Annotated in this window: 17 protein-coding genes; 5 read left to right on the top strand and 12 right to left on the bottom strand. The window is 59.1% G+C overall.

What is annotated here, in order from left to right:
- Window positions 1-15 precede the first annotated feature (15 nt).
- Window positions 16-1,536: an ABC transporter substrate-binding protein gene (locus tag AC5RWO_RS07025; RefSeq protein WP_498730451.1), complete on the bottom strand. Its 1,521-nt coding sequence runs from the start codon at window positions 1,534-1,536 to the stop codon at window positions 16-18.
- Window positions 1,537-1,703: 167 nt separating this feature from the next.
- Between AC5RWO_RS07025 and AC5RWO_RS07030 the strand changes: the two genes are divergently transcribed.
- Window positions 1,704-2,471, top strand: a complete 768-nt coding sequence (locus AC5RWO_RS07030; RefSeq protein ID WP_498730453.1) for a FadR/GntR family transcriptional regulator — start codon at window positions 1,704-1,706, stop codon at window positions 2,469-2,471.
- Between the two features lie 78 nt (window positions 2,472-2,549).
- On the opposite strand, the gene AC5RWO_RS07035 is transcribed toward AC5RWO_RS07030, so the two are convergent.
- Window positions 2,550-4,262, bottom strand: a complete 1,713-nt coding sequence (locus tag AC5RWO_RS07035) for a PucR family transcriptional regulator (protein ID WP_498730455.1) — start codon at window positions 4,260-4,262, stop codon at window positions 2,550-2,552.
- 159 nt (window positions 4,263-4,421) lie between these two features.
- Here AC5RWO_RS07035 and AC5RWO_RS07040 point away from each other — a divergent pair, with 159 nt between their 5' ends.
- Both AC5RWO_RS07040 and AC5RWO_RS07045 read left to right on the top strand, forming a co-directional pair.
- The gene (locus AC5RWO_RS07040; RefSeq protein ID WP_498730457.1) at window positions 4,422-5,969 is read left to right on the top strand and encodes a sodium/proline symporter; all 1,548 of its coding nucleotides are present in this window, start codon (window positions 4,422-4,424) and stop codon (window positions 5,967-5,969) included.
- A 5-nt stretch (window positions 5,970-5,974) separates the two neighbouring features.
- Window positions 5,975-6,475: a hypothetical protein gene (locus tag AC5RWO_RS07045; RefSeq protein WP_498730458.1), complete on the top strand. Its 501-nt coding sequence runs from the start codon at window positions 5,975-5,977 to the stop codon at window positions 6,473-6,475.
- Window positions 6,476-6,709: 234 nt separating this feature from the next.
- On the opposite strand, the gene AC5RWO_RS07050 is transcribed toward AC5RWO_RS07045, so the two are convergent.
- From AC5RWO_RS07050 to AC5RWO_RS07075, 6 genes are all read right to left on the bottom strand, one after another.
- Window positions 6,710-6,919 (bottom strand): antitoxin MazE-like protein, encoded by a 210-nt coding sequence (locus tag AC5RWO_RS07050; protein WP_498730460.1) that lies wholly within the window; start codon window positions 6,917-6,919, stop codon window positions 6,710-6,712.
- A 129-nt stretch (window positions 6,920-7,048) separates the two neighbouring features.
- A complete protein-coding gene (locus tag AC5RWO_RS07055) occupies window positions 7,049-7,465 on the bottom strand; it encodes an ester cyclase (RefSeq protein ID WP_498730461.1) in 417 nt (138 codons plus the stop codon).
- A 122-nt stretch (window positions 7,466-7,587) separates the two neighbouring features.
- Window positions 7,588-8,877, bottom strand: a complete 1,290-nt coding sequence (locus AC5RWO_RS07060; protein WP_498730463.1) for a M20 family metallo-hydrolase — start codon at window positions 8,875-8,877, stop codon at window positions 7,588-7,590.
- Window positions 8,878-8,915: 38 nt separating this feature from the next.
- A complete protein-coding gene (locus tag AC5RWO_RS07065) occupies window positions 8,916-10,643 on the bottom strand; it encodes an amidohydrolase (protein ID WP_498730464.1) in 1,728 nt (575 codons plus the stop codon).
- Complete coding sequence (locus AC5RWO_RS07070; protein ID WP_498730465.1) at window positions 10,640-12,301, bottom strand: thiamine pyrophosphate-dependent enzyme; 1,662 nt, start codon at window positions 12,299-12,301, stop codon at window positions 10,640-10,642. The genes AC5RWO_RS07065 and AC5RWO_RS07070 overlap by 4 nt, the downstream gene beginning before the upstream one ends.
- A gap of 68 nt (window positions 12,302-12,369) precedes the next feature.
- Window positions 12,370-13,692: an MFS transporter gene (locus tag AC5RWO_RS07075; protein WP_498730467.1), complete on the bottom strand. Its 1,323-nt coding sequence runs from the start codon at window positions 13,690-13,692 to the stop codon at window positions 12,370-12,372.
- Between the two features lie 166 nt (window positions 13,693-13,858).
- Here AC5RWO_RS07075 and AC5RWO_RS07080 point away from each other — a divergent pair, with 166 nt between their 5' ends.
- Entirely contained in the window at window positions 13,859-15,040 is a 1,182-nt protein-coding gene (locus tag AC5RWO_RS07080; protein WP_498730469.1) for an RsbRD N-terminal domain-containing protein, read from the top strand.
- A gap of 147 nt (window positions 15,041-15,187) precedes the next feature.
- Entirely contained in the window at window positions 15,188-16,690 is a 1,503-nt protein-coding gene (locus AC5RWO_RS07085; RefSeq protein ID WP_498730903.1) for a DNA cytosine methyltransferase, read from the top strand.
- Between the two features lie 233 nt (window positions 16,691-16,923).
- Here the strand turns inward: AC5RWO_RS07085 and AC5RWO_RS07090 are convergent, their stop codons facing one another.
- Genes AC5RWO_RS07090 through AC5RWO_RS07105 form a run of 4 tightly spaced genes read right to left on the bottom strand, consistent with a single transcriptional unit; the run spans window position 16,924 to window position 24,263 of the window.
- Window positions 16,924-19,005, bottom strand: coding sequence for an AIPR family protein (locus AC5RWO_RS07090; RefSeq protein WP_498730471.1), 2,082 nt, complete (start codon window positions 19,003-19,005; stop codon window positions 16,924-16,926).
- A complete protein-coding gene (locus tag AC5RWO_RS07095; protein WP_498730473.1) occupies window positions 19,002-19,988 on the bottom strand; it encodes a PD-(D/E)XK motif protein in 987 nt (328 codons plus the stop codon). The genes AC5RWO_RS07090 and AC5RWO_RS07095 overlap by 4 nt, the downstream gene beginning before the upstream one ends.
- Window positions 19,985-22,813, bottom strand: coding sequence for a Z1 domain-containing protein (locus AC5RWO_RS07100; protein ID WP_498730475.1), 2,829 nt, complete (start codon window positions 22,811-22,813; stop codon window positions 19,985-19,987). Before AC5RWO_RS07100 ends, AC5RWO_RS07095 begins: the two co-directional genes overlap by 4 nt.
- The gene (locus tag AC5RWO_RS07105; RefSeq protein ID WP_498730477.1) at window positions 22,803-24,263 is read right to left on the bottom strand and encodes an ATP-binding protein; all 1,461 of its coding nucleotides are present in this window, start codon (window positions 24,261-24,263) and stop codon (window positions 22,803-22,805) included. Before AC5RWO_RS07105 ends, AC5RWO_RS07100 begins: the two co-directional genes overlap by 11 nt.
- Window positions 24,264-24,574: the final 311 nt, after the last annotated feature.

Raw genomic sequence — 24,574 nt, forward strand, 5'->3', positions numbered from 1 at the left:
TCGAGGTTGTAGAGCTTACTTCCAGCCGATGTTGGTCAGGTCCAGCGCCTCGGTGACGGAGTTCGCCGGGATCCCGGTTACGTTCGCATCGGCCACCACAATGTTGGGGAAGATGAACAGAACGTTGGCAGCGGCGTCGTCAACGATGGTGCGGACCACGTCCTGCATTCCGGAGACGTAGCCAGCCTCGTCCGCGGCGTCGGCTTCCGCAGCCTTGTCCTTGATTTTGGAGTTGTCGTAGCCCAGGTAGTAGTCCGGGTTGTTGAACATCGAGAGCACGTCCCGGCCCTCCACGGCCAGCACCACGGACATCTGGTAGTCCTGCTTGGTGAAGACTTCATCCAGCCACACTGCCGGGAACTCGGAGGACTCGATCTTCGCGTTGATTCCCACTTCGGCCAGCTGCGACACCACGATCTCGGAGACGGCAGTGGCATAGGGACGAGTGGGCACGGTGAAGGTGATGTTCAGGTTCTCCGCGCCGGCTTCAGCCAGCAGTTCCTTCGCCTTGGCCGGATCGTACGGGTAGACGTCGTTGAGGTCTTCGTAGTACGGGTCCGTCGGCGGAACCGGGCCGCCGACCACGGTGCCGTAGCCGTTCCACGCGGTGTCCACCACCGCCTGGCGGTCGATCGCGTGCATCACGGCCTGGCGGACGCGCACGTCGTCGAACGGTGCCTCGTTGTTGTTCATGGACAGGACAATCTCACCGTTGGACGTGCCCTCCAGAACCTGGAACTTGTCGTCGCTTTCGAAGCTGGAGAGCAGCTCCGGTGCCTGCATGTTGTAGACCACGTCCACGTCGCCGGACTGCAGCGCGTTGGTGGTGGCGACGGCGTCGGCGAAGTAGCGCAGCGATGCAGTCTGAACGCCGGGCTTCTCGCCCCAATAGTCGTCGCGGGCCGCCAGCTCGATGGACTGACCGCGGTTCCACGCCTCAATAGCGTACGGACCGGTGCCGATGGCGGTGTTGGCCAGATCATCCACGCCGCTCGGGTCGAACATCGCGCCCACCAGCGTGCCCATGTCGAACAGCCAGGCGTTGCTGGGCTGCTTAAGGGTGACCGCGACTTCGGTGTCGCTGACCACCTCGACGGAATCCACCACGTCCATCTTGGCCTTCAGGCTGGAGACCCAGGCATCGGACTGGACGCGCTCAATGCTGAACTTCACGTCTTCCGCGGTAAAGGCCTCCCCGTTGGAGAACGTTGCCCCTTCACGAAGCTTGAACGTGTAGGTCTTGCGGTCCTCGCTCAGTTCCCAGGACTCCGCCAGCAGCGGCTGGATTTCGCCCTCCTGGTCGATCTCCACCAGCCCTTCGTACACATTGGACATCAGCGCCTGGGGAATCGCCGCGCCCGCCGTCGTCGTGAAGTCCAGGTTCACCGGTTCCCCGGTCAACGCCACGGTGACGGCGGTATTCTCCGCAGCGCCGTCGGCCGTAGAGCCCCCGGACCCGGCCGAGCAGGCAGTCAAGGACAGCGATCCGGCCAGCAGTACAACTGCCGCACGGCCGTAATTCTTACTCAGGCGCATAGCGTTCTCCATCGATTAGGAACGACACTTCAGTGATGTGATCTATCCAACACCATCCCATGTCTATATTTCTACCTAGTTACATGGTCTTACCAGTTGCGTAAAGCTCATTTCGAGGGCAATCTTTACTGACAGAGGTTGCAAATTACGACGACGGAAGGCACCTCATGAGCAAGCTGACCTTCACGCCGGCGGTGCCCACGCTGACCTACGAGCGCGTGGTGCAGCAGATCGAAGAGGCAATCCTCTCCCGAGAGATCGAGCCGGGCCAGCACCTTCCGAGCGAACGCGAACTCATGGTGCAGTTCTCGGTCAGCCGGCCCACCATCCGTGAAGCCCTGCGCGTCCTGCAGAGCCAAGGACTGATCGCGTCCCGTCCCGGCGGGCGCAGCGGGCCGGAAGTCCTCGCTGTCTCACCCGACAGCCTCGGACGCTCCTTCACCACCATGGCCCGCATCGCCTCGCTGTCCCTTTCGGAACTGGTGCAGTTCCGCATTGTGCTGGAGAGCGCCGCCTGCCAGCTCGCCGCAGTCCTGCACACTGAGGAACAAGTCGAGAAAATGCGCGACGCCGTCGAGCGCATGGAAGCGGAAGTCGCCAACGGCTCGGACAGCTTCAACCGCGCCGACTTGGATTTCCACACTGCAGTCTGGGAGGCCAGCCACAACAGCCTGTTGCGGATCTGCGGCGAAGCAGTCGCCGGATCCATCCTCAACCTCATGAATGACCGGATGGAACGCTCCGGAAACTCCACAGCGGCCATGGAAGAAGCCGTCGAGCGGGATCGCGCCATTTTCCAGGCCATCGCCGCCGGCGATGCCCTCGCAGCCGGCAACACCGCCCGCAACGCGATCGCCGCCTACTTCGCCGATTACCTCGATGAAGAAGGCGCACGAGTCCTCAGCGCCCTGACCGGTGCCGCAGACACGGCGTAGGTCATTGGGGTGCCTCGCCAGCTGATCCTTCCTGCACCCCTTTCCACGCGAAGCTCGCGGCCCCGTCGAGTAAGAGTTTTACGTTGAGGCGGATTGGCGATAGATCAGCAAGGCGGCGTACAAGGTAGCGACCATGGCGCCGTCGTCCAAGGCATGCCCAAGGCGGTTTTCGATGACGGCAAGCCGCTGGTAGAACACCGACCTCGAAAGATGGCTTTTCGATGCGGCAAGAGTGCGGTTTCCCGGGTGCTCTAGATATGCGGCCAGAACCTTCAGGAGGTCGGTTCCATGTTGGGCGTCATGAATCAGTAGCGGCCCCAGCGTCCTTTCCACGAAGCTCTGCGACCTGGGATCCGAGTACATGTTATGCAACAGCAGCGGCAGTTCCTCACGACTAGTACGACGGATGATCGGGGTAGGGGAAGACCCCACCGGCACTCCCACGCTCATTAGGTGCACGGCTTCATCGAGTGAACGCGCAAGAGCCGACACATCCTCGGCCACGAATCCCGCCGTCACGACGTGTACACCTATCCGTTCTCGGCATCGCGCAATGACCTCGTTGACCGTTCCGTCCATATCCGGCGTCGTCGAACGAACAGATAGCGCTGCCATAACGGCCGGTGATGCGGAAGGTGCCGTGGCACAGATCAGATCCGCTCCAACACTATTCGCGGACTCCATCAGCGCGGCCCGCAATTCTTCGATTTCCCCTTCTGAGGAACGGCCGTCCGAAGGATCCAGCCGGATGCCGAGACCGGCGAAGAGCCGGTTCTCGGTGGAGAAGCCCGAGGCCTCAAGACGGTGCCTGACGTCTGCCCAGCTGCAGAGCCTTCGTTCTAACAGGATGCCCAGCAGTCGACTATGGCTGACGCGCGACCATGGGTCGGGTGTCTGGCTGGCGAGGAGTTCCAGCGATAGCGCCAGCGCGGCCTGTCCAAGGATGAGCTCGGCCTCGCCGGGAAGCGCGTCCCCTTCCAGCGTCACAAGGTAGCCCCAACGTCGCTGACGGGCTTCGACCGGCACGGCAAGCCTTTTATGGTTGCCCTGTTCGTGGGCGAGACGCGAACGCGGACGCCAATCCTGCAATGCCTCCTCGTCCGATGCACCTGCGGAAGCAAAAATGACCATCCTGTGTGAAAGGTCCTCAAGTACCAACGAGGTCCCGAGCAAACCAGACGCTTCTTGGACAATATGTTCGTTCGGTGCACCGTTGCGGACCAGATCTGCGAAGCGGGCATGGATACGATCCCGAGTTCGCAGTGCCTCCAGATGGTGGGCCAAGATGTGCCGGTGCACCGCTTCAGTGATGGCCACGAACTTGGTGGGCACATGCAGGGCAATCAAGGGCAGGCCGTGATGATCGCATGCCTCCAACAACGCGGTCGGGACTCTGCTGAACCGCGTACCGAGTTCGATGACCAGGCCCGCAACATCGGCTGCTGAAAGACTTCCTACGTAGTCCCGAAGTTCGATGTCTGATGGCCACCCCCTGCCTGTGGAGAGCACCAATTCCTGACCGGAAACAAACTGACCCACTGCTTCCGTTTCAAGCACGTGAATCCAGCGCACTGCACGGTCCAGGCCGCTGGCCCCGGCAACAATCTCAGGCCTGCCAGTTGCGACTTCTGGCAGGGCAACGATGCTGCGGACGGTTAAAGAGGAAGATTCCGGACGGATTGTCCGGGATGCGCTGTTATCGCTGCTATTTGTCACGCCTTCTTCTCTCCCATCCGTGTAAGAGTAGCCATTAATCGTTCCTCTGTGGTTCAGGACACACTGTCCTAGCACTTTGGTTCATCGACCTTGAGGGGAGGAAGCCGGTCATGTTCAATTTGCCGGTCTTTACGACTGCAATGCTCGTAGGTGTTCCTGCGTTTTGGATCCTGTACACGGTGGTCTTTGTGTGGCTCTCGCGCGGTTGGACCCGGGAAGATGTGGAGTCCGAAAATGAAAATTGAGATTCTCTTTCTGCTGATCTACTTCGTGGCTATGGTTGCCATCGGCATCTGGGCGATGCGCCGCAGCAGCAAAGGTGCGGAAGGGTACTTGCTCGGTGGGCGAAGTCTGGGACCGAGCGTAACGGCCCTGCGGTTGCAAAGCTCTTCGATGTCCGGCTACATGTTCCTCGGCGCCGGTTCACTCGGATATACGCAGGGCTACTTCGGCATGTGGTACGCGCTCGGCGATCTCGGTGGCGGCATACTCAACCTCTCCGTGCTCGGCCGGAGGATGCGAAAACTCTCGCAGATCCTAGGCTCGATCACCTCTATCGAGTATCTGGAACACAGGTATCCGTCGAAGTGGACGAGGGCCGTCGCCGCTCCCATTGCACTCTTTTGCATCTTCTTTTACGTGCTGGCCCAGTTCATCGCCGGCGGCCGGGGCCTGGAGATGGTTTCGGGAGTTCCCTATCCGGTCGCTCTGGCAGTAGCCGTCGGTGTCATCGTGCTCTACACGTTCCTCGGCGGATACCTCGCCGTCGCCTATACCGACTTCGTGCAGGCGATCATCATGCTCGTCGGTATGGTGTGGATTCTGATTGCCACGCTGAACGCCGTCGGTGGCTGGAGTGCAGGCAACCAAAAGGTTGCCGAACTTGATTCCTCCCTGTTGACCATGTGGGGCAAAGACCTGGCCTTCGAAGGCCAGTGGGGAATCGTCATCGGCGCGCTGCTGATCTTCTCCGTGGGATACATGGGATGGCCACACGTCGTCGTGAGCCACATGGCTATGAAACGGCCCAGCGTCGCCCGCAGGGCAGGCGTCTATTCCCTAATCTTCAACCTGCTCTTCATCCCCGGCCCCTACATCATCGGCGTTTTCGCACTGCTTCTTGTCCCTACCCTGGCCAACCCTGAAACGGCAGTCTTTGCAGTGGCGGCGGAAGTCCTGCCCAACTTCGCCATCGGCATCGTGATGGCAGCGATCATGGCGGCCATCATGTCGACCGCCGACGCCTTGCTCCTGCAATCCGGGACTATTGCGAGCCAGGACATTTACGCCCGGTTCATCAACAAGAACATGTCCGACCGGCAGAGCGTCTGGGTATCGCGCGTCATCGTGCTTGCCTTGGCTGCTGTTGGCTTCCTCATCGCCGCCTTCGACCCGCCTGCCGTCGCCGCCATCGTCATTTTCTCGACGACGGTTCTGGGCAGCGCGTTCGTTCCTGCGTACATCTGCGCGGTGTGGTGGAAGAAAGCCAACACCGTCGGCGCGATCGCCTCGATGCTGGCGGGAACAGCCAGTTCCGTTCTGTGGGAACTCCTGGGAATGAGCGACAAGACGGGACTCGACCCCATGGTTATCGGGATCGTTTCCTCGACCGCAGCCATGATCATCGGATCCCTTCTGACACAGGACTCCCATGCCGTGCCACAGTCGATCCAACGCGCCCTCGATGAGACAGCGAAAATCGGACCGATCCCGGCCTCGCTGATGCTCGGACAAGACCAGCATTTGGCAGCCCAGGCAGAAATGGCGGGCCGCGAGAAATGAGTGGGGTGAAGTTCGCCCCCGCTGTCACCGCGGACCAGGCGTGGAACGTTGTGCGCGCGAAAGCTCCGGGGCTGGTGCGTGGAGCAGAAGAGCTTCAGTACCACCCGTTTTCAGGTTTCGTGCATACCTTTGCTGTCCCGAAGTTCCGGAACCCGCTGCGTCAGGAGCGGATGAATACCCTGGTGGATCGCTACACGGGCAAGGCATTCATCACCGATCCCTGGCCGGAGTTGGAGCCGGTGGCCGTAGATGCGGTGCGCCACGAAGTCAGCGATCCAGGTTGGAACAGCACAAGCTTCGAAGCGGCAAGAGACAAAGCCGCCCGGTTGGTAGGCACGGTCGCCGTCCGCCATTTGCGTCTGGCGCAGAACCCTAGAGTGAAAGAAATCGCAAGCCATGAACTCGTATGGAAGCCAAACTGGTTGTTGTCAGGCCAGCTTCAGAAGCAGCCGGTGAGAATCCTCGTCGACGCGCTCAATGGAGGTTACTACGTCGTCGGTTCATGAAACCCGGCATTTCCGACGCCCAACCGTTGTAGCCTGCCCTGGTCCGGGGCCTCCTCCGGACCAGGGCAAGCTGCTTCGCTGACGGGGTGAGCTTGTTGATCTACGTAGCTGGGTTGCGGGATTCTGAGTGAGGGGTTATCTACTGCCGCAGTCGTCATCCACAGGACGGATGATGAGGGCAGTCCGTCTTGGTCACGTACACGCTGCCTGCCACGGTCCAGATATCGCCGCAGTTCACTCGTCCCACGCGATCGACACGGCTTCGATGAAGTCCTGGTTATCGCTGTCACTGCCGGCGGCTGCCACTGCGGCGGCCTGCCGATGCGCCTCGGAGGCGAACTGCTCGGTGCGCACGTCGGGCACCGACAATTGCACGGGGCGGTATCCCTGCTCCCGTATCCGACGCCGACGCCGATAGTCGTTGACCCTGTCGCGGGCTCCCATACGATCCACATTACATGTGACGCTGCACCGCCAAGCACAAGGAACTGCACCTCGGATAAGCAGACTCAAAATTTCGAGTTCAACTTTCGGGGTGCAGTTCAACGCCGGCTCTCTCGCCGTCGCGGCTGGTTACAATTTAACGGCGCCGATCTGCTGCATCAGTTTCAGCATGTCCGTTGCTCCCCAATGCTCAACCGCTTTGCCGTCCTGAACACGGATGATGTCGATGCCGCCGAACTCCACAGTGTTGCCGGTGGGGGCAGTCCCCATCAGTTCACCCTGGTGGGTGCCGGTGAGGACGACCCGGGCCGCCTCCAGGTCCCCATCAGTCATCGTGGGTTCGATACTCTTCGCCTTGATGTCCGGGAACGCCTTCCTGAACGTGTCGACGTAGAACCTGATGCCATCCAGACCTGACGGCTGCCCCGGCATGGGCTCCTCGTGATCGGTGTAGCTCTCACTGCCCAGCTGGTCGATCAGGTCCAGGTTCCCTCCCTCCATGATTTCCCGGTAGAACCGCTCGATGATTCCCGATCCGCGTGCCATGATCCGCTCCTTCGCTGGCTGCAAATCCCCCGATTCGATGATCCCACCGGAGGTATTGCGACACGCCGCCGCAGGGCACGCTTTTAGCAAGCACTGACACAGGAACGGCCTTGTCAGTCCTCCTAGGCGTTCGGCGAAACGAAGTCGCCCACCACCACGCGCCCCAGCACCTCGGTGAGCAGATCCACCCCGGCGAGCATGTCGTCGTCGTTGGTCAGTTCCTTCTCGTTGTGGGAGATGCCCTCGACGCTGGGCACGAACAGCATAATCGTGGGGACGATGTCCTTCATGTTGGTCGAATCGTGCCCGGCCAGCGTGCGGACGGTTCCATACGGCAGTTCCAGCGCCTCGGCACTCTTGGCAGCAAGGCGCATGCCGGCCTCGTCGTAGGCCTTGGCGGCCCAGACGTGTTCGGCGCCGCGCTCGATCCGCACGCTCGCCTTCCGCTCGATCTCGGCCACCCGCCGGTGCAGCTCGGCGTCGGCTGCGGCCAGCACGTCCGGGTCGGTACTGCGCACATCGACCAACAGTTCCACCCGGCTGGCCACCACCACGGGCGAGTTCGGGTAGACCGTGAACTCCCCGCAGGAGGTGATGACGGAATGCTCGTCGGTGCTGAACTCGTCCGCGATCTCCCGCGCGGCAACCACCAGCGAGGACGCCCCGAGCAGCGCGTCGTGCCGGTCGGCGATCACGGTGGCGCCGGTGTGCGCCTGCTCCCCGTGCACCATGAACTCGTACTTGTTGGCGCCCCAGGTGGATTCGACCAGACCGATGGTCAGTCCGGCGTCCTCAAGCGACCGCCCCTGCTCAATATGGATCTCCACATACGCGGCTAGATCCAGCGAAAAGTCGCCGATTGTCCCGATCGCCTCCAGCGCCTCGCGGACGGTGGTGCCGCGCGGATCGGTGGTGGCCAGGACCTGCTCGGCGGGCAGCTTGCCGGTAAAGACGGAGCTGCCCATCATGGAGGGCTTGAACCGGCAGCCCTCCTCGTTGAACCAGTTGATCACGGCGATGTTGAACGCCGGTACCGTGCCCTCTGCCGCAAGCCGCTGCTTCAGCCGGATCGCCGCGTGGGCTCCGGCCAGCACGCCGTAGGCGCCGTCGAACCGCCCGCCCAGCGGCTGCGAGTCCAGGTGCGAGCCCACCGCGATGTACGGGGCGCCGGGCGCCAGCTCGAGCAGCGCGAACTGGTTCCCAACCTGGTCGTAGCGGACGTCGAAGCCGTGGCCTTCCACCAGGCCGCGGAACCAGGTCCGCGTCTGGCCGTCGACGAACGTCGCCGCCTGGCGGTCCACTCCCCCGCCCGGCGTGGCCCCGAACGTGCTCATCGAGCGGAAGTCGTGCAGGAAGGCGCGCGCGTCGTCGTCGGAGACGGACGGGGCGCCCTGGGCGGAGGTGGTGGTCATGGGTGGAATCCTAACGGCTCGGTCTGACGTGTGGATGTTCAGCGAACGACGGCGGCGCCCGGCTCGGGCGCGAAGAGAGACTCGGGTGCGGGGCTGGCAGCGATGTGTGAATTCAGCCGGTCGTAGCTGAATTCACCGCCGACAATCGTGGCCAGCACTTCAAGGGCGGATATGTCGGGCGCGGCCAGCGGCGACCCGGAGAGCACCGCAAAGTCCGCCAGCTTGCCCCGGCGCAGCGTGCCCTTCTGGTCGGCGGTGCCGGTGGCCCGCGCAGCCCAGTCCGTGTAGGTCCGCAGCGCTTCCTCGGCGGTAAGGCCTTCGGCCGCTCCCCCAAGGATCTTGCCCTGTTCGGTGCGCCGGTCCACCCAGGACTGCATGGCGCGGAGCACGTTGTTGTCGGCCACCGGCAGGTCGGAGCTGCCGGCCACCAGGATGCCTGCATCCACCAGCGAGCGGCCCCGGTACAGCCAGCCTTCGCGCTCGGGCCCCACCAAGGCAGCGAACTGGTCGCCCAGCGGACCGATGAAGGCGGCCTGCGGGGCGACGGCGATCCCGGCGGCAGCGACAGGAGCCAGCTGGTCCGGCCGGGCGATGCCGAAGTGCTCGATCCGGTTGGGCAAGTGGTTCCGGCCGTAGCGCTCCTGGCAGCCAACAATAATGTCTGTGGCTAGGTCGATGGCCGCATCGCCGATCGCATGCAGCGCGATCGGCCAGCCGGCCCGGTAGGCGGCGTCGACGCGTTCGCGGTAGGCCTCGGGCGAATCCAGCAGGTAACCGGTGTTGTGCTGGTGGCCGCAGTAGTCCTCGGTGACTGCCGCGGTCGCGCCCAGCAGCGAGCCGTCCATGAACACCTTCACCGGTCCCAGCGACACCCACTCGTCGCCGAAGCCTGCGACGGCGCCGAGGTCCAGCCCTCGGCCGGAACCGGTGCCGTGCATATCGGCAGCATTCGCCTCGATCGGCCGCAGCGAATCCAGCGCCGGCATCAGCTGGGCACGGGCGTGCAGCTTGCCGGCCCGCTTCGCAGTCAGATACGCCTGCACTTCCACCGGGCTGTGCCCGATCCAACCGCCGCCGATGCCTGCTTCGGTGAAACTGGTGATGCCTTCGGCGGCGTAGCGCGTGGTTGCCGCGTCCAGCGCCTCGACGATCCGCTCCACCGGATACGGCAGCAGCAGGTTCTGGATCAGCTGCTGCGCGGACTCTTCAACCACGCCGGTCGGATAGCCGTCCGGCCCGCGCAACACCGCACCGCCGGTGGGGTCGGCGAAGCCGGGCGCGAAGACGCCGGCCAAGCGCAAGGTGGCGGAGTTGGTGATGGACAGGTGCCCGGAGACGTGCCGCAGGTACAGCGGCCGGTCGCCGGTGATCTCGTCCAGCCGGCGGATGTCCGGGAAGGCCCCGCCATGGTGCTTGTGGTTGAAGCCGGTGCCGTTGACCCAGGAGTCACGGGCGCCGTCGGGCACCGCGTCCAGCCGCCGGACCTCGGCTTCAAGCAGCGCGTAGAGCTCCTCCAGGCCGCGGGCCTGCTCCAGTTCGACGGCGCCCAGGCCCAGCCCCCACCACGTGGTGTGGCAGTGCGCGTCGATGAAGCCGGGCACCACGGTGGCGCCGCCCAGCGAGACTTCCCGCTGAGCCGTGCACCCCTCAAGCTCCTCATCAAAGCCGGCAATCCGTCCACCGAGCACTCCCACGGAAGTGGCCCGGGGACGGTCGGCCTCAAGCGTGATGATGTCGGCGTCGCGCAGGATCAGGTCCAGTTTCATCGCGCGCCTTCTTCCACGGCAACCTCGGCCAGCTCTTCCGGCGCGTTCGCGGTCCCCGGCGGCATCGTCTCCGGATCGGTCACCAGGTGCAGCAGCGCCAACTTTCCGCTGGACAGCGCACGCTCCAGCGCGGGCCCGAACTCTTCGGTCTTCTCGACCCGTTCGCCGTGCCCGCCGAAGCTTCGGATCCAGTCGGCGAAGTCGGGGTTGACCATTGAGGTGCCGGACGGCCGATCCGGGTAGTGGTTGCGCTGGTGCAGCACGATCGTGCCGTAGATCCCGTTGTCCACCACGATCACCACCGGGGCGGCACCGTGCGCCGCTGCCACGGCCAGTTCCTGCGCGTTCATCAGGAAGTCGCCGTCGCCGCAGACCGCCACCACCTGCCGGTCGGGCTCGATCAAAGATGCGGCAACGGCGGCCGGAACGGCCAGCCCCATGGCCCCGTTGCGCGGCCCGATCAGCGAGCCGAACCCGTGGTGGGTCAGGTAGCGGTGGCCCCAGAGTGTCGCGTTGCCGGCGCCGTACGTGACCACCTTGTCCGCGGGCAGCCGGTCTTCCAGCACGCCGAAGGCCACGCCCAGGTCCACGCCGGGGCTGTTATCCGACCGCGGCGTGGCATACCGGCGCTGGTCCTCGGCGAGTGCTTCCATCCAGCCGCTCCCCCGGCTCCCGCGCGCCTCATCAGCAGCAGGCAACGCCGCAACAAACGACGACGGCGACACCGCCAGGTGCAGGTCGATCCGGCCGGAATGTGTCGCGGCATCCGGGTCCGGCAGCACCAGCACGGTCGGCGCGTTGAAGCCCTTGGTGTAGCCGTCGCTGAGCACATCGGTACGCCCGCACCCGACAAACAACAGCAGGTCGGCCTCGTCCAGCCGGGCGGCCAGCGTGTCCGCGCGGCCGTAGCCCAGCCAGCCGGCCCACGCCGGAGAGCTGTGCGGAACGACGTCGTACGCCCGCCAGTCCGCGGCCACCGGAACCTGCGCCTCAGCCGCCCACTGGGCGAGAGCCCCGCCGTCGTTACCCCAGCCGTCGCCACCAACAATGATCAGCGGGCGGGCGGCAGCGGCCAGCCGATTGGCCAGTTCTTCCATCGCGGCCGGCGGCGGCACGGCAGCTGCCAGCGCCCGTGGCGGAACCACCGGGGCGTCGGTCAGCCGGACCAGCACGTCCTCCGGCAGGCCGACCACCACGGGCCCGGGCCGGCCGGACACCGCCAGCTGCATCGCCTCGGCCACGGTCTCCGCAGCGCGGTTTTCGTCGTCAAGCACCACCACGCGCTTGGCCGTGGTCGAGAACCAGCCCTCCAGACTGAACTCCTGGAACGAGTCCCGTCCCCGGTCCGCCATCGGGATCAGGCCGACAAAGAGCACCAGCGGCGTTGCGTCCTGCCACGCGGTGTGCACGGCGATCATCGCGTTAGCCGCGCCCGGCCCGCGGGTGACCATCGCGATGCCCGGGATCCCGGTCTTGCGCCCCTCGGCCAGCGCCATGAACCCGGCGCCACCCTCCTGGCGGCAGACCACCGTGGACACGGTCGAATCATGCAGCCCGTCCAGCACATCGAGGAAGCTCTCCCCCGGGACGGAATACACGCGGCGGACGCCGTGTGCCTCAAGCTGGCGGACTATCAGGTGGCCGGCTGACTGGGACATAGTGTGGAGCTCTTTCATCAGGAAGGTCGACGCCGGAAGCGGGTCGGGTTCGTCGTCGTACGTTGAATTTAGTGCTTGAAGCCGGGCAGGTCCACGCTCATGCGCGGGGCCACGGCACCGGCGACGGCGGTGAACAGGCTCAGGAACACCAGCATCGCGGCGGCGGGCCACCAGTGGTTTCCGGCCGAGGCCACCAGCCCGGTGGCCAGCAGCGGCACGAAGCCGGAGAGCATGCCGGCGGTGTTCTGCGCGAAGCCCACGCCGGTGTAGCGGGTGCGGGCCGGGAACAGGCCGGTCAGCACGGTGCCGGAGGCGGCGTACGGGAAGGACAGCGTTGCAACGGCGAGGACCATGCCGATGACCACCAGTACGGGGTTGCCGCTGGCCACCAGCATGAAGGACGGAACGGCGGCAATGGCGGAGGCGATGCCGCCCACCAGGATCACGCGGCTGCAGCCGTAGCGCTCGCCCAGTCGTCCGCCCAGGATCAGGATGGGGATTTCCACGATGGCGGCGATCATGCCGCCCAGCAGCATCAGCTGCGCGGAGTAGCCCAGGATGGCCACGCCGTAGTAGACCACAAACGCGGTGACCAGGTAGAAGCCGCCGACGCCCAGCAGGGCCGCGGCCATGCCGATGATGATGTGCTTCCAAGACTCCCGCAGCGTGGTGCGGATCGGAGCCTTCTCCACCTGGTCGTGCTCCATCAGCTCGGTGAAGACCGGGGACTCTTCGAGCCGGCTGCGGATGTAGAGGGCGATCAGGAGCATCGGGATGGCCGCCAGGAACGGGATGCGCCAGCCGAACGAGTTGAAGCTCTCCTGCGAGAAGAACAGCGTCATCAGGAAGAAGCCGCCGGAGGAGAGGATGGTGCCGATGGGCGAACCGATCTGAGGCAGCGCGGCGTAGCGGGCACGGCGCTCCAGCGGCGCGTTCTCCACCACAATGGTCATGGCGCCGGACCACTCGCCGCCCACAAACAGGCCCTGGAACACGCGCAGCAGCACCAGCAGCACCGGAGCGGCAATGCCAATCGCGGCGTACGTCGGCAGCAGGCCGATCAGCCCGGTCACCGCGCCGATGCCCACAATGGTGACCATCAGGGTCTTGCGGCGGCCGATCCTGTCGCCCATGGCACCGAAGAACATGCCGCCCAGCGGACGCGCCACCAGGCCCACGCCGAAGGTGGCGAAGGAAGCCAGCGCCGCCGCCGTGGCGTTCTCGTTGGCGAAGTACTGGACGTTGAACACCAGCGCAGCCGCGGCGCTGAAGAGGAAGAAGTCGTACCACTCCATCGCGGTGCCGATGAGGGCGCCCATGGAGACCTTCATCGCCTCCTTGTCGGTAATCTTCCGGGTGGCCCCGGCCTCGAGGTTCAGGGTTTGTGACATGGTTCCTCCACGCTTGGTGTTCGGACTGCCCGTTGTGCCGAACGGTGCGCAACGGACTGGGAATGCATCCAGCCTGCCAGAGTGCGCCGCATCACACCCGCACGAAAAGTCGCGGGTTTCGAGGACTAGAATGTGCAAAAGCACAAAAATCGGGGCGGATAACACCATGGCAATACACAGGAAACAAAAGAACGACGACGACGCCGCATCGGCCGCCCGCTGGAACGGCCTGCTGGACCAGTTGTCTGTGGACGCGCTGACGGACCTTTTCATCGAGCGCGTCCTGCAACTCGACGACTACCGGGACGGCGTCCTCCCCGCCAGCGAGATCCGCCGCACCGGCGCCGCCTCGTTCGCGTCGCTGATCGAAAGCCTGCGCCCCGGCGCGGACAGCGACCGCCTGGTGGCCGAACGGCAGAACATCTCCCTGGACGTCGGCGTCTCCCGTGCCCGGGCCGGCATCCCCGTGGAGTCGCTGATGACGGCCATCCGGATAGACTTCACCGTCATCTGGGGCGAGCTCATGGCGCTGGCGGATCCGGGCGACGCCGAGCTGCTGGTGCGCAGGGCGGAGACGGTGTGGCAGGTGGTGGACTCCTACGCCGCCCAGACCCAGGCCACCTACATTGCCGAGCGCCAGCGCATGGCCCAGGAAGCGTCCTCCGTGCGGCAGGGCCACGTCGCCACCATGTTCGGACCGGTCAGCCCGGCCCCGGAAATGCTGACCCGGATTGCCGACGAGCTCGGCATCGATCAGGACGCACCCCTCGTCGTCGCCGCAGCAACAACGGACGACGCCGCCGCCCTCCGTGTCGTAATCGCCGCGGCTTCCCGCCGTGGTACCGAAGTGTTCACCCACCCGCTGCCCGACGGGCTGGTCGCCTTCTGGGCAGCCGACGACCGCCCCGGCAGCGCAGTCAGGGAAGCCGTCGAGCAGGTGAGGCAGATCAGGTGCGGACTGGTTGAGCAGGTGCGCGGCCTCGCGGATCTGCGCGTCGCCGCACAAGCCGCCCGCGCCTTGGCCTCTTTGGTCGAAGACAGCGACCGGCAGGCGCTCACCATGCGCAACGCCTGGGCACGGCTCGCCCGCCACCGCCTCTCGGAAACCGGCGTCCCCGTAGTCCCCGACGTTGAAGTGGCACTCGCCCAAAGCGGACCGGCGGAGCGAGCACGACTAGAGGAAGCCGTCCGTTCCTACCTGACTACCGGCAGCATCGCCCAGTCCGCCGACCAGCTCTTCTGCCACCGCAACACCCTCATGAACCGGCTCCGCCGCTTCACGGACCTCACCGGCATCGACGTAACCATCCCCCGCCAAGCCGCCCGCCTCGTCGTCGCCTGGTCCTGACGCAATCAGAGGAATCCTTGATCAACGCTAACGATCCATGATGCAGTGCTTGTCCCCAACCAGGCATCCTTCCCGAGTGGCACATTACTGTCCTCGTAACCTGGTAACGTTATTACGCTATATCCGGCCGCAATGGAGGTACCCTTGGTGATCCCAGTTATCGATGTCTTTGCTGGTCCGGGTGGGCTGAACGAAGGATTTTCAAGTGTTAAGGACGCGTCAGGCTCTATAGCATTCCAGACCGTTGCTTCCATCGAGATGGAAGCTTCCGCTGTCCGCACCTTACGCTTGCGCAGTGCCATGCGGCATTTCAGGGCCTCTGGTGATGGCCACACCGCTTTGTTGGATAAATTCCTACATAAGGAGATTGACGTTGCCGAGCTGATGGAAGATGAAGCTTTCCAACTCTCGTATAAACATGCTGCGGATGAGGTTCATCAGTTCGAGCTCGGCGAGGATTCGCGAATCGAATCAGACCAAATTATCAAGAAAGCCCTTGATCCTCATACAGGTCCGTGGGTTCTCATTGGCGGCCCCCCTTGCCAAGCATACTCGCTCGCCGGCCGCTCCCGGCGAGTGCACGATAAAAATTTCGAGCAGGATCACAAGCATTTCTTGTATCGCGAATATCTACATATTATTCAAGAACACCGGCCGGCCGTATTTGTCATGGAAAACGTCAAGGGGCTCTTATCATCGGTCAATAAAGGTCAAGGCATGTTCAATTTGATTAGACGAGACTTGGAGAATCCGACAGACGGTCTTTCTTATGACTTATACTCAATGGTCTCCTCTAATGCAGGTCAGAAACTCGACACAACAGACTTCCTTATCAGGGCTGAAAACTACGGAATCCCGCAGAAACGTCACCGAGTGATCATCGTTGGAGTTCGTAAAGGTCAAGATTTGGGAGTTCCCCGACCGTTAGAGCCTAAAGAACAAATTAGCCTTGGGGAAGCTATAGGAAATTTACCTTCCCTGCGCTCGAGCATTTCACGAACTGAGGACCCCTGCGGCGAACTTTGGCTTCAGACACGACGGCAAGTCATAGAGCGAGTAGGAGCGGCGAAGATAAACCTTGCCGGAAAGAAAGATTTACAAACCTCATCGATTAACAAGCCCGGGGAAATTCCCGCAGACATTTCCACGTCCATACGCGAATACTTCGACTTTATCCGTCCTGAACGTTCATTGAATATGCCGACGTGGAATCACGAATCTCGCGGACATATGCTAGATGACTTACTTAGATACGGAGTTTTAAGCGCCCTCTCAAAAGAGAAAGGCCGTAGTCTGAAGGTTCGAGACTTGGAACGCGCGCTTTGGCCAAATCACAAAAATATCGATGCTGAAGTCGTACCTTTCCAAGATCGATTCCGTGTACAAGTGAGTGGGGAACCCTCAACAACCATAGTGTCCCACATTGCCAAAGATGGTCACTATTATATTCACCCCGACCCGGCGCAAATGCGCAGTCTCACAGTTCGAGAAGCGGCCCGTCTGCAAACTTTCCCGGATGACTACATATTTTTAGGCAACCGGACTCAGCAATTCACCCAAGTCGGGAACGCCGTACCACCATTATTAGCAAAAGCTATCGGCGAGCGTGTTGCCGAAGTACTGTTAGCCACTTCAGATAAAGAAGGTTAGAAAACCGGCCCGTCGTATTTAGCCATGGTTGGGGTTCTCCTGGTGCTGGCGCAATTGCCGCCGCGCGCATTTTTAATCACCGCGCTGCGCCCAGGACGGACTGATGTGAGCAGACCCCTAAATCGAATTCGCAAATTACTTTACCGCCGTAGCTACTGCGGCAGCTCGAGTCGAGCCGCTTAACTGACGGCTCAACTTGGACCCCCTACATCTAAGCGTGTCGCGCCAACCCTTCAGGTAGATATTCCTGTGAACCCATAAGAATTGGCTTGAGCAACAAACTTCATCAGGCGCACAGACTGCGATTCGCTTAATATTCCAGGCTTACGCCCCATAGCCAGATCAAGAATTGCGTGATCCGTAGAACTGCCTAATTTCATATCAGTCGAAAACTGCTTAAGTTCTGACCAAGCTCTGCGGTCAATTCCATAAACTCGAGTCTGCACTGCAATCCCTGAATCAATCTTTTGCGTAACCTTTGACGTTCGACGGCGCTCAATAACTTCTTCTTTGCCCGCCATCCAAGCGACAACCTCTGCAGGCAGCGGGATATCATGGTTCTTCACGAGAATCCAACACTTTTCCTTCTTTGCCCACTCCGTAACATTCTGAACCTCGCGGACAGACGACGTCAGAATCCGTGAGACGTCGCGGGCAACAAGGACTGCAAAGTCAAGAAGATGTTTGGGGACTTCTTGCCTGATCCAAATATCCTGAAAATTCATCACTCTACCGTCAGCTCGGGAGCTAGATAATTCAGAAATCTTCGCGACTGTATATGTGACAATATTAGCCAAGTAGCCGCCCGATTTATACCAGTCAGACGGTATAATGGCCCTTCGTATCGAACTGAATAGGATAGCCTTTGCTACCGCTTCCTTAAAGTAATTTTCATTGAATTGGTCTTCGTCTCTATCCCAGTGCTCAGCAATTTTGGATGCGAAGGCTAAGAAGTTACGCTGTGCACCCGAGCTAACAATATGGGGGGCTTGAAGCCAAGACATTTCATAGCGCGCTAAGTCCGTTTTTGTTATTACTTGGGCTCGCGGATAAGTTTTTTCGAATTTGAGGCCCTCCGACTTAGATAGTTTATTCTTCTCATTCAGGTACTGGCCCCTTGTGCGTTCGTAGAACCACTTCGTCTGGTATAGCTGACCCGGCACAGCCGGTACCAAGACGCGTCTGCTGAGTGATTCAACTTGAACATGGAAGGGTGCATTAGAGAAAAAGTCTGCAGAGCTGACCGCATTTTGACTGTTGGCGTACCTAGATATGTTCGGTACTAAAGAAGCAGCTGTGCCTTCCTCCACGACGACGAGCTTCATCTGAACGTGGACGTTCGATAGGACCTGCTGCTGTTTCCTTTCCTTGCTCACGTAAAACAGTGATGCCGTGGTCTGTCCACCATTAACGATTTGCAAATCCGTAATCGATAGGAGCGTACTCTTGACTGGGTCGATTTGCACGGCGGACGCTGTGGCCGTAATTCCATTGTTGAACGCCATAAAATATTCGGGACGCCCGTATATAGTTTCGCGGATCCCCTTATTTACCTTGCCGCGGTTGGACAGGTAGCTGCGAACATTGGATTCCAACAACCTGCTGCCGTAAGCAGCGTAGAGATCTGCCAGTATCTGTCCAGGTACGGCCGCCAAATATGTTGAAAAATGCTCTTCTTCAGACACCCGCAGCGCTGGCAAGCCGCTCCGCTGCCACTGCCTCAGATCGATTGTGAGTTCCTCGCGGCCCTGTGTTGATTCATCTAGCTGCCGAAGTCTCTCCACATCCCATATGTGATACTCCACGGGAATACCCGAAATCGTTTGGGTCTCCAAGGAACGAACCCTTTTGCCAAGGGCTCCGTTTGTGACGAAGAATAGCCTGAACCGGCTGACGTTTGTCCCGCGTTGCTTCAGATCGTACGCGAGCTGATAGGAGTCCGAGCTCTCCTCCCTGTCGACCAAGAACGCGCCAGAAAGAGAATCTTCTAGAAATCCCTGCAACGCTCGAAACGCGCTGCTAACTTCGGCCTGTCCCACCGAATGTGGTTCTGCTTCATTCCGGAAGTCAGTAACCAGCAATGCAATGCTGTCGTCAGAATTGCTGATGTCATATCCATCGACCCTCAATCGACGACGATTAGAACCAGTGCCATCAAAATGAGCCAAGGTTATACTATCAAATTCACCAGATTCAGCTAGACGGTCTCCTATCAAGGAGACGAACGCAGCTGTATTAAAGACCCCATCAACGGCAGCTTGCGTGCCAACTTGGTTAATCAGATCCTGTGCGTAGTCGATCAGTTCCCGAATCATTTTTGTTCACCAATCTGGCTATATTCACCGGAAACGGGAAGTTCACTAAGGTCACATCTAAAAGCGGCTAGCGCGTCTATTCGGAGACTGTAACGCACGTGGTCGACCCCATCGGGCAGGGTTTCCGCACTTATATGAGGAAATGAATCTCGCACCTGATAAATGCGAAGCTCTCCCACTGAAAAGTAATAATTTTCGTAATATGAGTCCTCGTACTGAAAACCGAGCTCCAATAATGCCATCTCGAATCTGTAGCGCGATTCCGAGGCGAGCTTATTCAGAATAGTTTCAACAAGTCTTGGAAGAGTTACTGCCCCTTCGGCAGGAGTAACGTAATCCGAAACCGTCAAGACTGCTAAATAAACATTGGATCCTGTCAGTTGGTACTGACTCGAGATAAGGACAGACTTCGAACCAGGCTTCCGGCTCTTTACTTCACAGGAGGACGAGTTGAAATTGAAGTCTTGATCAAATCCGAAGGGTCCGTCCCAACTCGCAACAACGAGATCCGCCGGGAGTTGAGGATCAAGTGAGCAAAAGCCGAAATGAAGTTCAGCGAACAGACCTCTCATTTCCTTGATGCCCAGCCGATCGCCCCTAAAATTTCGGAACAATCGGACCCACTCACCAATGGTTTCGTCAATAGTTCCCAGCGCTTGATGGACGCTCGTCGAGGAGGACACTCGCGAGTACATATGGCTACAAAATTGTGTGAAAACACTTGACAGGTCTTGTTGCTCCAAGATGAAGGTGAGAGTCCATCGACCGTCCACCGCACGTCTTCCGATGGAAGTACTTATCGAGTTCGAGAACGTCGGCGATGACGGTTCAACATCGGTTATGAAGCCAAAGCTGTAATGCCCCCGGTCGTTTGAGCCATAGTACATTCGCACAGGGAGGCCTGCATCGACTTCCCAGAGCTTTCCGGGAACGCCCGCGACCCGCTCACGCCATTTGGTCACAGACCATGCTTCCGAATTCATATGTTCTCCCAGTACTGAGTGGTATGCTCCTCGGCAGCGACAGTATTTAGCCAATAAAGCGCTTTGCCATCACCCTTTATCTTTCCACCATGCTTCGCTTTAGGGAGCGCGATCTTCACCGCTACAAAGGAGCGGGGATTATCCAATTCTTCGACTTCCACCGCGTCACCCTCGCTCGTGGAATTACTGACAGTTATTTTAGGTGCGAGTGGGTAAAGTAGAATTGCCGGTCGGTTCAAGTACTGATAGTAATGGTCCTCGGATATCTCGGTAAGTTTCTTCCCAGGAACTCCATCAGCAAGGGCTTGGAGACTTTCGGGAGTCAGCAAATGTCGTAGATCACCACTTCCCGCCAGCCTCGCTTTCGAGCCACTGACGGCAAGGAACGCTTCCTCGTTGTGACCGCTTACATCACGCATTTCGATACGGCGCTCCGGAAAGCGAAAGTCAACTGATTTGATGTTCCGGTAATGGGTGCCAGTGGTCGCCCCATTGATAAGCACAACATCCCAAGTCTTGTAAGCATCGCTAGTGCTCTCCTTAATCATTCTTTGGAGTGCGCCCGAATCGAGAATACGTTCTTCGGGTGAAGTCTCGTACTTCCCTACGAAGGTGGCCACCATATCTCTCGGAACTTGGTGAAATTTAGGATGGCGTTTGTTCGATACAGTCATGTCGTGATCGTGCAGAAGACGATCAAGGAATTCTTCGAAGACTGAAAAATTGTCTTCAAGCAATGAAACGTCAGCTGGCAGTCGGGTCGTCTCTACACGGCGTCCTGTTAGATCTATGACCTTTTCTGCCTTTTTTACATGCTTGGACTTACTCCGTGAGGTGATGATCAGGGATTCCGGATGCTCCTGCACTGCAAGTCCGAATTCCAAGGGTGTTCGCTCTTGATCTCTCATGAGCCGCAACTCACTCTTCAACTCATCGACTGCGTCACCAACGCACCTGTAGTTCTGACGCACCTCAGGTTCTATCCAAATACGGCACATATCCAAATATCCGTTGCGGTACCCAAACCATCTCGCCATCTGCATGAGGGTATCGGCAGCTCTTGGTCGACGGAAAAAGTAACTGATCATCAAGTTATCCAGGGTCAAGCCACGACTGAGCAGGTCGCCTCCAAGTGCGATTTGTCTGTCAGGAACGCGCGAGTCGAACTCTTGGTCTATGCCCAAGTTGTTTGGGTTGGAGTTGTATACTTTGACACGAATAAGCTCGCTAGAAGAAGGGAGTTCGCTCGCAATTTTCGCCCAAGGAATATCCGATCCAGAATAGACACTTTCAAAGCACTCCTTGAGACGTGCGATTCGTCCTTTTGGATTCGTGCTGGAAAGGCCCGCGAAAAGCTCGATCTCTCTACGTGTGGCTGCAAGTTCTGTGTCGATTAGTGCTGCAACAGAATTTTGGACGTCGGTAAACTTTGAGACATTTACCAGCATCGAACGCCGAGCCTTAGTCTGTCCTCTAATGTCGCGGATCGCATTCGCTATAAGGTAAGCGTCCATCGCTCGGATGAGACTCGCGGGCAAGGCATTGATCTGCAGGTCTTTTTTATGACCTAGTGGGAAATATACACCCGCATCAGAATTGTCCAAAAGGCAGGCATTGCTTGCATTATCTATAGTACCGAAGGTTTGCTTGATCCCAACGTAGCTCGAGGCTGTCTTCAAGGCCATAACGTAATCCTTGGGAAAAAGATCAGACGTTTCAAGTTTTTCGTCCGAGCTCTCTTCGTTCTTCTTTTTGGACGCGACGTTTCCATAATCAGTGTGATTGATAAATATGTTGGCAAACGGAGTCGCAGTGATAGCGAGATAGGACGACCGTTCAAACCGGGATAGAAGCCTGCGAATCGCGGCGTTAATCTGCGTGGGGTCGTCCGCGTCTCCTGTATTGACTGAGGCATAATCCGATTCATCATCGATGAAAAGGATCGGGACGCCAATCTTTCCATCTGCGCCAATTTGTTCCTTGGCCCAAGTATCTAGAGCTTCAAGAACGTACGTGTTCTTCTTGACGACGAAGACATATGGAAACGAGTGCTCCGAAACGGCCGGAATATTCATTCCATCGTTTTTCAGCTGCAGATAGTCCATAGTTTGAGTGGTGAAGCCGAGGGATTGTAAACTCGAATCAATCTTTCCGACGCCAATCAGTTTTGTGTTAAGTGATTTTGCGCCCTTCGAGACTTTCGTGCTGTCTTTCCCAATGAAACCTTCGTCGACACGCTGTTGAGTTTGTTGCCGCAAATATTCAGTATTTCCAGCAACGACAACTATTACTCGGTAACCCGCATCAGCTGCTTTGTTCATTAGTGCCAGGTAGGTTTGGGTCTTGCCCGATTGCACTTCTCCAATTACGAGTCCTCGGCGCGCCCACGCACCATTAGACTTTGGGTCTCCAACGAGATCGAGGATCTCATCCGTCGCATCATGCAACGAGTCTAGAACCGATGCCGTACGCCCTTGGTCAGAGAGCAGGGACCTGAAGGCCTTCCAACGTTTCCAGTCGATTGAAGATCTCTTGGCGTGGAGCCACGGCTCGTACTCACTGGTTACAACAGTCTGTCGGCCAGTTTCCACACCGGCCTGCAGCAGCTCCACAAGTTCCACATGAGTGGCAGCCACAGCCTCAGGTGACGCGTCTTCGCAAAAACCGGTGACCAGCTTATCGAGAACACTCCAGATCTCTACTTCTTCAATGTCACTCCTTATCTCTTTGCTTCCATTAGCGCGTTCCACCTTGAACGACCCAATAACCATGTCGCGAATCTGTTCTAGGCTTAAATGAATGGGGATTTTGATGTCAGACAGCATCGTACGCTTCCTCTAAAATTTCTATTGAATTCCTGAAGCTACTAAACGGCTCGGCAGCTACAAATTTTTCCACAAATACACCCCGCGGCACACCAGCAGATTTTGCAATCTGGGCAGCGAATCCGGCACTTTGTTTCAAAGCATCGCCTCCGACAGCGGAAGCATCAAACTTGTGGTCCTGCCCCATTCGATTGAAGACATCATCAACTGGGAACGATGCCCCTAACATATCCAGCAGTTCTCCGAGGACAGCCGCGCCGACTTGATCCTGTCGCTGCATCAAAGAATCTATCAGTGGGTGAACGCGGTTGACCTCATACTTGAACAAGCCGCGCTCGTCGACAACATTCCATAAGTGGTCCACGTGCGAGGCAAGAGCGTTTCTCCCCTTGAACGAGTAAACTCGCCGGCTAGGACCGACGATATTGTCGGCCACTAGCTTTAGCCGATTCCGAAGTTGTGCGGGAGGGATCGCTTGGGACTTCTTGATATCCAAGGACCATAAATGATCAAGGGTATTCGGAATATCGACTCGCACTCTCGCCAATTTACCCAACTCTTGTTTCGGGGCTATTCGAAACCACGTTCCCCAGATGACAAGCCGCTTTTCACGATAGATGTAAAAGCCTTGGCTTTCTCGAAAGGTTCCCCCGACTTGTGCACGCTTCATTTCCAATTGGCTTAATTTATTTGCATGAGGCAAGGTAAACGGAGTGATTCCAATTTTTGCGTCGTCTACAAAAAATTCCTCATGATGCCCTTTGACTGTTGCTCGGTGTTTCGCTAGAAGCGGGTCAGCCGGAGCAATAGATGTGTCATTAATGGAAATGGTAAAATCACGTCCATGCTCACCAGAGAGATATCGATGGAATACCAGAGAAAGGTGCTCTCTACAGTGACTAATGGCTTCAGCAAGATCGTCGGTTGCGCGGTCGCTGTATGGTAGAAGGCGATCCAAATTTTCCCAAAGAACAAGGGTGCCAGAATCGAGGGCTGCTAATCGATCCCACAGGGGCACATCCCTGAGTTCGGATGCCGAGAGTTCGATCAACGACCAGCTTTTAGTTTCCGAGAGGAAGTCAAGATCCCACACATACCCGGCGTAGCTACCGTTCTTTTTTGAGACGACGGTCAGCCTGCGACATTGGGAGAGAGAAGCAGTCTTTAGTCCAAGCCCGAATCGTCCGAGGTCGTCATTGTCTCGCGTCGAAGTCGCGCTCGTTCCTGCTAGCCTCATTGCATGCTGGGCCGCGTCTGCGTCCATGCCGATGCCATCGTCTAGAAACGCGATAACCTGATAGGGATCTAGCAAAGCCGATATCCATACCTGGGTGGCGCCAGCTGTAACTGAATTGTCAATGAGATCCGCGACGGCTGTTGGAAATGTATAACCCACCGCTCGCATAGACTCCATCAGCTGAGGATCGGGCGCCCAATCAATGGTCTTCATACGTACCTCGCTCGTGATAGGTCATTTGATCTCAGGCTGGGCCTAGGTTGTCTCGCAGCTGACGGTCCCGCGGACCTACCGACCGCATTGCGTAGGCGGCAGCGAATGGACCAGGACAGCAGCGGGTAAGCGTCGGCTTCTAACGCCCGCCGGATACGCGGTCTACTACCGCTAGGTTCAGGACGACAGCCCGCTACAGGCGTGAGTGAGTTCATTCTGCCTCCCCCAAAAAAGCATTCACCACAATAGAGTAATCCATTTCACAGGCTGTCTCATGCAGTTGGCATTCCCCGGAATAACGATTTGTCCAA

The organism is Arthrobacter sp. B055-34, assembly GCF_059090425.1.